The 10,513-nt window shown below is 42.9% G+C and carries 6 protein-coding genes; 2 read left to right on the top strand and 4 right to left on the bottom strand.

All coding sequences use genetic code 11. The features are described 5' to 3' along the window. Window positions 1–407: 407 nt before the first annotated feature. Together AC805_RS06185 and AC805_RS06180 are read right to left on the bottom strand one after the other, a co-directional pair. Window positions 408–2,150, bottom strand: coding sequence for a bifunctional diguanylate cyclase/phosphodiesterase (locus AC805_RS06185; RefSeq protein WP_055074607.1), 1,743 nt, complete (start codon window positions 2,148–2,150; stop codon window positions 408–410). Between the two features lie 239 nt (window positions 2,151–2,389). Beyond that, on the bottom strand, window positions 2,390–4,987 hold the full coding sequence (locus tag AC805_RS06180) for a response regulator (protein ID WP_055074605.1): 2,598 nt from the start codon (window positions 4,985–4,987) through the stop codon (window positions 2,390–2,392). A 486-nt stretch (window positions 4,988–5,473) separates the two neighbouring features. Here AC805_RS06180 and crtR point away from each other — a divergent pair, with 486 nt between their 5' ends. Continuing rightward, a complete protein-coding gene (crtR, locus tag AC805_RS06175; RefSeq protein ID WP_055074604.1) occupies window positions 5,474–6,355 on the top strand; it encodes a beta-carotene hydroxylase in 882 nt (293 codons plus the stop codon). 148 nt (window positions 6,356–6,503) lie between these two features. Here crtR and AC805_RS06170 read toward each other — a convergent pair whose 3' ends face one another. Next, window positions 6,504–6,812 carry a DUF760 domain-containing protein gene (locus AC805_RS06170; RefSeq protein WP_055074606.1) on the bottom strand — a complete coding sequence of 103 codons (309 nt, stop codon included), beginning with the start codon at window positions 6,810–6,812 and terminating at the stop codon, window positions 6,504–6,506. Between the two features lie 351 nt (window positions 6,813–7,163). Further along, complete coding sequence (locus tag AC805_RS06165; protein WP_055074603.1) at window positions 7,164–7,532, bottom strand: single-stranded DNA-binding protein; 369 nt, start codon at window positions 7,530–7,532, stop codon at window positions 7,164–7,166. A 308-nt stretch (window positions 7,533–7,840) separates the two neighbouring features. Here AC805_RS06165 and clpB point away from each other — a divergent pair, with 308 nt between their 5' ends. Continuing rightward, the gene (gene clpB, locus AC805_RS06160) at window positions 7,841–10,459 is read left to right on the top strand and encodes an ATP-dependent chaperone ClpB (protein ID WP_055074602.1); all 2,619 of its coding nucleotides are present in this window, start codon (window positions 7,841–7,843) and stop codon (window positions 10,457–10,459) included. The last annotated feature ends 54 nt before the right edge of the window (window positions 10,460–10,513 follow it).

The following is a 10,513-nucleotide window of genomic DNA, read 5'->3' as shown; positions in this document are numbered from 1 at the left end:
TAAGTATAGCTGTCGCCAAGTGTACTAGGACATAAAACCCAAGAATTAATCGGCGGCGCTTCGCGCCGCCAATTAATTCTTGGGTTTTGATTTGTCCTACAATTAATTCTTGGGTTTTGATTTGTCCTACAATTAATTCTTGGGTTTTGATTTGTCCTACAATTAATTCTTGGGTTTTGATTTGTCCTAATTCAAGTGAATGTAGCTATAAGATGGGCATAATTAAAATCCAGATTAAAAACCTGTGGCGCACGCACAGCGTGCGCCACAGGTTTTTGGTTTTAGGCTTATACCAATTCACGAAAGTGTGACAACACTTTTGTGAATTAAAAAACAAACCCAGTAAGATTTTTTAAAACACAAAATGGCGTAGCCATTTTGTGTTTTGGTATAGTGCAATTAACTGACTAATTATCAAGAGATTGCGCTGCAATTAGTGCTGTCGCAGCATTTGCAGACATCGGACGGGAAAAGATAAAACCCTGTCCGTAGTCACAGTCAAGAGAAGATAGAATCTCAATATGTAATTCCGTTTCTAACCCCTCAGCTATTACCTTTAAGCCCAAACGTTTAGCTAAACCAATAATCGTGGCTGTAATTTCTAGATTAGTTTGATTAGTTTCAATATTCTGAATAAAAGATCGATCGATTTTTAGGGCGGTTAAAGGCAATGATTGCAGATAGGATAGTGAGGAGTAACCCGTTCCAAAGTCATCAATCGATAACCCAATTTTCCGTTCGCGTAAATTTCGGAGAATATCGATCGCATCTCTGATATTTTCCATTAAAACTGTTTCGGTAATTTCTAAAACTAAATTCTCTCCACTCAAGCCCGCATCCATCAGGTTTTTATCAATATTTTGTAGCAATGTGGGGCTCACTAACTGCAATCCCGAAAGATTAACACTGATATAATCAGGGCAGATATCAGCAAATTCATTCTTCCATCGCCCCATCTGCTGACAGGCTTCAAGTAATACCCAATTACCGAGTAATACAATCAGTCCCGTCTCTTCAGCTAGAGGAATGAATTTTAAGGGAGATATCCACCCTTGGGTTGGATGCTGCCATCTCACTAAAGCTTCAAAGCCCACGATCTTGAGTGAGTTTAAGGCGAAAATAGGCTGGTAATGGACTTGCAATTGTTCGGATTTAATCGCTTCTTGCAAGTTCACTTCTAGATTTAGCCGTTGTATAGCAGTTTGCTGCATACTTGGATGAAAAAAGACTGTTCTCGTCCCAGAGCCATATCGGGCATAATTATTAGCTGTATCTGCAGCTTGGAGCAGATCTTCGGCTTTCTCATAGACAATATTGCTTAAGGCAACGCCTATATGGATTAATGAGGATATGCTAATTTCCTCTAGTTCAATGGGATATTCAAACAATTGATGTAGTTCTTTGATATAAATATCCACAACTTCTAGACTTTCTAGGGGTTGAAAAAAAATAGCAAATTCGTTATTTTCTAGGCGAGCTAATATTTTTGAGGGAGCGTTCCATTGCTCTAAGCGACGGGCAGCTTCAACTAATAGGCGATCGCTCACAGCATGACCAAATCCAGATTTAATAATTGCATATCGCTCAATATCAATAATCAAGAGGGCAAAGTCTTTTTGATGAGATTTTTGGAGGTCAATGCCTTGCGCAACCTGTTTGATTAGCCCGTTACGGTTGGGGATTCCCGTTAATTGATCGTAAAAGCTTAAATTATGCAACCGCTCCTGCGCTTCTTGCAGACTTTGCTGTTGCTGCTGCAAATGATGAACGAAGGTCAGCGTTTTATTAATGGTTACCTCCATATCTTCAAAATTAATGGGCTTAGTCAAAAAATCAAAAGCACCGAGATTCATCGCTGTCCGAATGTTTTTCATGTCCCCATAGGCGGAAACCACTACAGCTTTGAGAGGGCGATCGATCTCGGCTAGCTTAGAAAGTAGAGTTAACCCATCCATTTCTGGCATTCTGATATCTGTTAGAACCATATCAATGGCGCTGTTTTGTAATATCTGAAGCGCTTCTACCCCATTTTGAGCAAATTGAAAATTAAGTTCACCCGCTTGGATTCTTTTTCTAAAACGCTGCTGCATGAGGCGTTGGATTTCCACCTCATCATCAACTACAAGAACCAAATTTAATTTATTTTTCATGGCTCGATTAATATTAGTTTCGACAGCCCCCATCAACTATAGCGGTTTTCACCTTAGCACAGGCTGATATAAAAATTAAAGCCAATCCCATTAGCTCTTATTTTGCTATGACCAAGTTCCCATAGTACTTTAATCTGAAATAAAAGTTAAATTCCTGTTGGAAACATTAATTTAACCAGATTTCTAACAAATTTTAGCTTGTTGTCTTTTGGAATTTGCTGGATATTTTAGTTGATCAATTATTGAGGTAAAGTAATCGTAACCTCAGTAAATTCACCTAAATTACTAACGATATCTAAGGAGCCTTGATGTTGCTTAACTATAATGTCATGGGTAAGAGAAAGCCCTAGTCCCGTCCCTGCCCCAGGAGGCTTAGTTGTGAAAAAAGGATCGAGGACTTTAGATAGGATCTCTGGTGCGATACCATATCCATTGTCATGTATGCGAATTTCTACGCGATCGCTAACCATTCTTGTCGAAACTGTGAGGGTCGGTTTATATTCTGAGTCAATTCGCAAATTATTTCTAGTTAATTCCAAAAGTTTTAAACGAATTGCATCACAGGCATTATCAACTAAATTAATGAAAGCTCGGATGAGATTAGTAGGAATTACCTCCACAATATCGACATCGGGACTGTAGTTCGTCTTGAGAGTTACTAAAAAGTCATCACCGCTGGCAAATTTACTATGAAATGACAAATTGATGGCTTCGTTAAGTAATTCATTGATTTTGGTGAATTGGGTACAGTGATTGTCAATATCAGTGCGAGTATGCTGCATCATACTGGTAATGATCTCCTCAGCGCGTTGGCTATGACGACAGATTGTGCTAGCGTTTTCCTGCAAATCATCAATCAAAGCTTTTATAACTTGAGATGGAGGGGCATCGGATTGCATCATGGGTTGTAGAGCGTCGAGAAGATCCTGCGCTAGTTCGATAGAACCTTCAGCGTAATTTTTGACAAAATTGAGAGGGTTGCGTAATTCATGGGCAACACCAGCCGTCAGCGTCCCAAGGGAAGCTAGTTTTTCTTGAGCGATGATGCGCTCTTGGGCTGATTTTAGGGCGACGGTTCTCTCCTCTACGCGATTTTCTAAGGTTTGTGAATATTCTGCCAATTGTTGGTTCGCCTGCTTCAATTCACTATTTACCCATGATAAATTTTGTAGAAGTGTTTCTCTTTCGAGATCTGATTGCTTGCGATCGGTGATATCCATCGCGACTCCAATGATCCGAAAACCTTCGCCATCTTCGGTCTCCACGACTTTTCCACTTACCGCAATCCAGCGAATTTCCCTATTAAGATAATTGATGCGATATTCGATTTTGTATGGAGAATGGGTGGTAAAGCTATGGTGTAGGGTCTGAAATACCCGCTCTTGATCCTCAATATAAACTAACTTCAGAAAAGCTTCCCGATCGCCAGGAAATTGGCCAGGAGCAAAGCCAAAAATTTCTTCTGTGCGCTCAGACCAGTAACCCTTGTCCAAGTTTGATTCCCAAGTTCCCATTTCCGCTGCTTCTAGAGCAACTTGCAGCCTTAAACTCTCGGATTTCAGTTTTTGTTCTACAATTTTACGATCGCTAATATCTCTCACCATCAGTAAAACATATTCCTGACTAATAGGTGTAATCCGTACTTCTTCATAATATTGGCGACCATTATTGATAAATTGTTGCTCGTAGACCTGTAGCCTATTGGTAGCGATCGCCTTTTCAATGGCATTTAGCTTGTTTTGTTGCAGTTCAAGGGGTAGGTTCTTATAAAGAGGGTGATCGGTGGGTTCAGCATCTGACTGGACCGCAGAAAACATCGGCATATAGGTTCCATCGCGCCTTACTCGCAGCAATAGATCGGGGATAGCGGAAATCAAGGCGCGATTATGTTCCTCACTGGCTTGGAGTTTTTCTGTCCGCTGCTTTACTTTGGTTTCTAAGGATTGGTTGAGTTCCTGTAGAGCGATTTCGGTACAGACGCGATCGGTGATAATTTCCCCAAATATAATAATTCCGCCAATGGAGTCAGTTTCATCGTACCAAGGACGAACCTCCCAGCGCAGCCATTCTTGAGTTCCATCGGGGCGAACATAAAGATCCTTTTCATTCCTCGTCACACTTCCCGCTAGCCCCGCTTGATAGGCATCTCGCCAATGCGGAGAAATGTTTGGAAAAACATCATAGTGAGAGCTGCTAATTGGCAAAGATTCCAATTGATAATCGCTTAACCATCGCTTACTAGCGACTAAGTAGCGCATCTGTCGGTCTAACATTGCAACGCCCACTGGTGTATGTTCTACAAAAAAAAGCAGTTGTTGTTCGTTACGGCGTAGTTGCTGCGTGCGCCTTTGGACTGTTTGCTCTAAAGTGTAAGAATATTCGGCAAGTTGTTGGTTTGCCTTTTCCAGTTCGATCGTGCGTTGGTATACTTGCTGCTCTAAGTTTTTTGTTAAGCGTCGTAGTTGTAAATGATTTTTGATACGCGCCAATACCTCAGCTTCCTGAAAAGGTTTGGTAATATAGTCTACAGCTCCTAATTCCAGCCCTCTTGTCTTGCTTTCCGTATCGGATAGCCCCGTCATAAAAATTATGGGGATTTCCTTACAACTTTCCATGGCTTTCAATTTCTGGCAAGTTTCAAATCCGTCCATTGTTGGCATTTCTACATCTAGCAAGATCAGATCGGGGGATTGTCGTTGAAGCAGTTTAAACATGCGTTCGGCACTAAGAGCGATCGCAACTTCAAATTTGGCATTAATCAGGGCATCAGAAATAACTTCTAAATTAACGGGTGTATCATCAACAATCAGAATTAATTCGGGATTAGAGGAGTACATAGATTCAAGATTGAGGCGATCGGTAAATACATTCTAGGCAATTGTTAAGAAATATGTTTTTAGCCATTCTCAATGCTGCTAAATCCCCCAATCTCATTTCTGAGTAGAATTTCTGAATAAAATTTCTGAATGAAATTTCTGAGTAAAATTTCTGAGTAAACCGCTCTTCTCCCCTCCCGCCAGAAAATCCGAAAAATAGATGTTAAAAAGCTAACCATTGGCGGCGATCGCGATTAGTAAAGTCGATCGGCACCAATTATTCACGGGGATCGGAGAAAGAGTCAGAAATTTTATTATTGCGTCAAAATCAAAGTTGCAATCTCGCTCTATTATCGGTAGCATAGAGGATAATAAAAAATGTAATAAAACGCAACAATCAAAAATATTTGATTCATGTAACCTGTAAGCCAATAGCTCTCAGTTCATGGCGCACAGCCGCTTGTTGAAAATAGTTAAAGATAGGAAATTTGAGAAAGGAGTGACACAATGCAGCAGCAGGGCAGAGCCCTAACTGTTCCAATCGGTCTGATGGGCGCAGCACAGGGATTTAATCCAACAATACTACTGCTATTAGGTTCAATTGTTTTAGCAACCGCATCAACGACAGGGTATTGGGTATGGGGCTGGGCACACTGGCTAGTATTTCTTTGTAATTTTTCGGCGCTCTATGTATTGGGAACCGTCATCCACGATGCCTGTCATAATGTCGCTCACCCCAATCGTATTGTGAATGCAGCGATCGGACATGTTGCCGCTATTTTACAAGGATTTGTATTTCCCGTATTTACTCGCGTCCACATGCAGCACCATGCCCATGTAAATGATGAAGAGGATGATCCAGATCATTTTGTTTCTACGGGTGGACCATTGTGGTTGATTGCCGCGCGATTTTTCTATCATGAAGTTTTCTTTTTCCAGCGTCGTCTGTGGCGTAATTACGAATTATTGGAATGGGCAATCAGCCGATCGATCGTGGTAGCGACTATTTTTGTCGGCTATCACTATGGATTTCTGGGCTATATGATGAACTTCTGGTTTGTTCCAGCCGCAGTGATGGGGCTATTGCTCGGCTTGTTTTTTGATTACCTTCCCCATCGTCCTTTTGTAGAGCGATCGCGTTGGAAAAATGCTCGTGTTTATCCCAGTAAGTTTCTCAATATCTTACTTTTAGGTCAAAATTACCATTTGGTACATCATTTATGGCCAAATGTACCTTGGTACTATTATGAGAGTGCCTACTATCAAATGAAGCCATTGCTTGATGCCAATGGCTCACCCCAGACCCTAGGGATTTTCAAGATGCCCGATCTAGCTGGCTTTTTGTACGATGTGTTCTTGGGGATCCGTTTTCACTCGAAGCATAAGTAACATGAGTTCGGGATAATTTTAAACGGGATTTTAGAAAGGGTTTGCATAGCAAATCCTTTCTAAAATCCCAAAAGTAAAAGCCTTGCTTAGCAAGGCTTTTACTTTTGGGGTTTTAAAATTTGCCAGCTTAACTCGAACTGGCGTTAGTTTATTCAGGACTCGATACAGAGGATAGGGAATGATCTAACTGCATTCTGGTCTCCATTTGACGAATGAAATAGCCAGTCATCATCGCTGAGCCAATCAGTCCTGCTAAGTTTTCACGATCAGTGGTGATACTGACATTGAAATGAGGTGGGGGCAACATACCTAGCAAATTTTGAATATTTTGATTGATAATCTGCTGCGCTTCTGGCGTAACTGACTGCGCGACAGTGGCTAATGTCTCGGGTGATTGTTTCTTGAGGTAATCAAGTAAAAGATTGTTACTGGAGTTAAGTTCGCCAAGGTTAAACATAATTAATGCCTGAATGCATAATTCGGTAAAAATATCTAAATATATTTTTACCGATATGCTCAAAGGCTTTTGAGTCGGAAAACCGTATTTAACCGAACTGCTAAATAACGTCATTTCGGGTTTGGCAGGCAAACTTACCAAGCCAAAAATAAAAGCCTTGCGTAGCAAGGCTTTTATTTTTGGGCTTGGAGAGAGGGTTTGCGTAGCAAACCCTCTCTCCAAGCTCGTTTCAAATTATCCCGAACTCACGTTATATAGCAGTAGCCAGTTATGTTAGGACAAAAACAAAACCCAGAAGAGTGTTGCGGCGCGAAGCGCCGCAACACTCTTCTAACACTCTTCTGTATCAGCCTAAAAATCATCGTCATAGCTGCCGCTGTTGCTGGCAGCTTCATTGTCTTTGCGCGAGCCTAACAACTCAAGGCGATCGATCAAGATTACCGATTTTTGGCGTTCTTCTCCCGTGGAGCGATCGTTCCAGCGATCGAACTTCAGGGAGCCAACAACGCCTACTAAACTACCTTTCTTGACATAGTTTGAAGCAATTTCGGCGGTTTTGCCCCAAGCTTCTAAGTCAAACCAATCGGGCGGTTCGTCGCGGTTGCTTGTAACTCGGTTGATGGCAACTGTAAATTTGCAAACTACCGAACCAGACTCGAAATATTTAACTTCGGGATCGCGTCCTGCCCGTCCCACGAGATGAACTTTATTTAGGGTCATAAGACAAGTATCGGGAAATCTTATTGGTGAGAGATATTTAATATTTTATCTGTTTTTCAGCGATCGCCAATACATACTCCCTCCCCATTAAAAACTAGAGCCACAAACAGTGGCGTGCGCCAATGCTTGTGGGGCTCTACTGATCTTGAGCCAAAAAGTGGCGCTAAAGGAGATTTGTACGGAAACACGCACCCTTTAGCAATGTAGAACCGATCCTGTTTAAAAGGGAGACACTCTAAAATATTCACAATAGATATTTATCGATCTCTAAAATCATCTCTAAAACCGACCACAGGAGGCAACTCGCGATGCAACCGACAAATCCTAATCAGTTTACCGAAAAAGCTTGGGCAGCGATCGCAAGGACACCCGATGTGGTGAAAGCGTCTCAGCAACAGCAAATTGAACCCGAACATTTGCTCAAAGCCTTACTGGATGAAGAGGGGCTAGCGGCAAGTATTTTTAGTAAAGCAGGGCTAAACATTCAACGTTTACGCGATCGCACTGACGAGTTTATCAATCGACAGCCCAAGGTTTCTAGTTCTAACAGCAGTGTGTACCTAGGCAAAAACTTAGATGTGCTGCTCGATCGCGCTGAAAGGGAACGCAAAAGTTTTGGGGATGATTTTATTTCCATTGAACATATCCTTTTACCCTATTGCCAAGATGAGCGCTTTGGCAAACAGCTCTATCAAGAAATGGGACTGGATGAAACCAAGCTCCGCAATGTTATTCAGCAAGTCCGAGGCAATCAAAAAGTGACCGACCAAACTCCCGAAAATAAATATGAAGCATTGACCAAATATGGTCGCGATCTTACGGAATTAGCCCGTGAGGGTAAACTCGATCCCGTGATCGGTCGTGATGATGAGATTCGCCGCACGATCCAGATTTTGTCGCGCCGCACCAAAAATAATCCCGTTTTAATTGGTGAACCTGGGGTTGGCAAAACGGCGATCGCGGAAGGACTCGCCCAACGGATTTTGAGTGGTGATGTTCCTGAATCTCTCCAAGGTCGTAAGCTGATCGCCCTAGATATGGGTGGACTGATTGCGGGAGCGAAATATCGTGGCGAATTTGAAGAAAGACTGAAGGCGGTTCTGAAGGAAGTTACCGAATCAAGCGGTCAATTTATTCTCTTTATCGATGAGATTCATACCGTTGTGGGTGCAGGTGCGACTCAGGGGGCTATGGATGCTGGTAACTTGTTAAAACCGATGTTGGCAAGGGGGGAACTGCGTTGCATTGGTGCGACTACCCTCGATGAATATCGTAAATATATTGAGAAAGATGCCGCGCTCGAACGACGGTTTCAACAGGTCTATGTCGATCAGCCCAATGTCGAAGATACGATCTCGATCCTTCGCGGTCTGCGCGATCGCTACGAATCCCATCACAATGTCAAAATATCCGATACGGCTTTAGTGGCGGCTGCCACCCTTTCTAATCGCTACATTAGCGATCGTTTTTTGCCTGACAAGGCGATTGACCTCGTTGATGAAGCTGCTGCGAAATTAAAAATGGAAATCACTTCGCAACCCGAAGAGCTTGACGAAATCAATCGCAAAGTAATTCAACTGGAAATGGAATGTCTTTCATTAAAGAAGGAAAATGATCGCGAATCCCTCGATCGGCTCGAAAAGTTGAATAAAGAACTGGGTGGATTGAAAGAAGAGCAAACTACCCTTAAAGCGCGATGGGAAGCGGAAAAACAGGTAATTGACAACCTCGGCAAGATCAAGGAAGACATTGCCCATGTGAATGTGGAAATCCAACAAGCCGAACGTGATTACGATCTGAGCAAGGCGGCTGAATTGAAATATGGCAAACTTACCGACCTCCAACGTCAGTTGGAAATTGCCGAGGTCAATTTAGAGGAAGCGAAAAATTCTGGGCGATCGCTACTGCGTCAGGAAGTTACCGAAGAGGATATTGCCGAGATCATCTCCAAGTGGTCGGGTATCCCCGTGAGCAAGCTCGTAGAATCTGAGAAGGAAAAGCTTCTCCAACTAGAAAATGTGCTTCATGATCGCGTCATCGGTCAAGAAGAAGCAGTGACGGCGATCGCCGATGCTATTCAGCGATCGCGGGCGGGGCTGGCGGATCCCAACCGTCCGATCGCTAGTTTTATTTTCTTAGGACCAACGGGAGTTGGTAAAACCGAACTCGCCAAAGCTCTCGCCGCCTATCTCTTTGATACGGAAGAGTCGATGGTGCGAATCGATATGTCTGAGTATATGGAGAAACATAGCGTTTCTCGCTTGGTGGGCGCACCTCCTGGCTATGTCGGTTATGAGGAAGGTGGTCAATTGACCGAAGCTGTGCGTCGTCGCCCCTATGCTGTCATTCTCTTTGATGAAATTGAGAAAGCACATCCCGATGTCTTTAACATCATGTTGCAAATTCTTGATGATGGAAGGGTTACTGATTCCCAAGGTCGCACCGTAGACTTTAAGAACGCCATTATCATCATGACCAGTAATGTTGGCTCTCAGTATATTCTCGATATTGCTGGCGATGACTCCCGCCATGAAGAAATGCGCGAGCGGGTCATGGAATCAATGCGAGCGAGCTTCCGTCCTGAGTTCCTCAACCGCATTGATGAAATCGTGATCTTCCATGCGCTGCGTCGAGATGAATTGCGACGGATTGTCAAGCTACAGGTTCAGCGCTTAGAAAAGCGTTTAAGCGATCGTCGCATGACTCTAAAAATTGCCGATGTTGCCTTGGATTTTCTTGCTGAAGTTGGCTACGATCCTGTCTATGGGGCGCGTCCACTCAAGCGGATCATTCAGCGTCAACTGGAAACGCAAATTGCGAAGGGTATTCTACGAGGCGAATTTATAGATGGAGATACAATTTTTGTCGATATCGAGAACGAACGGCTTGTCTTCAAGCGTCTTTCTGCAAATCTAGTCCCAATTTAAATATGACTAAGTAGTTCGGCATAATTAAGAACCAAAAACAGAGAGCATACCGCC

The sequence above is a fragment of the Pseudanabaena sp. 'Roaring Creek' genome, from assembly GCF_001402795.1.
In the GTDB taxonomy this organism is placed as follows: Bacteria; Cyanobacteriota; Cyanobacteriia; order Pseudanabaenales; family Pseudanabaenaceae; genus Pseudanabaena.
This window is presented reverse-complemented; position numbering and strand designations above follow the sequence as displayed.